The sequence below is a fragment of the Gilvimarinus sp. 1_MG-2023 genome (assembly GCF_030548285.1).
The window spans coordinates 1-376 of record NZ_JAUOSC010000319.1 but is presented as its reverse complement, the minus strand read 5'-3'; the positions used below and the strand labels follow the sequence as shown (position 1 = coordinate 376).

At 55.3% G+C, this 376-nt stretch carries 1 protein-coding gene; it reads left to right on the top strand.

The genetic code is table 11. The features are described from left to right. The coding region (locus tag Q4563_RS16980; protein ID WP_303605326.1) for a M23 family metallopeptidase at positions 1 to 281 on the top strand (281 nt) is incomplete at its 5' end. Between the last annotated feature and the right edge of the window lie 95 nt (positions 282 to 376).

Genomic DNA, 376 nt, shown 5'->3' with positions numbered 1-376 from the left:
ACCAGACACTCTACGCCCACATGAACAGTTTTCACCGCAGTGTGCGCCGGGGCCGATCCGTCAAACAAGGGCAAATCATCGGTTACGTCGGCAGCACTGGTCTCGCCACCGGGCCGCATCTTCATTATGAGTTCCGGGTCGATGGAGTGCACAGGGATTCGTTACGCGTCAAACTGCCCAAAGCCCAATCCATTGCCGCGGCAGACAAGCCGGCATTTCTCAAAAAAGCCCACGCCATGCTGACCTGGCTGGATGGCTATCGCTTCATTATGATTCAATGATGCCGTCTACTCCGGAGCGGATCTTTAACGGCTTAATGTCAGGCACCAGCGCTGACAGTATGGACGCTGTGCTGACACTCAGTGATCCTGTCTCT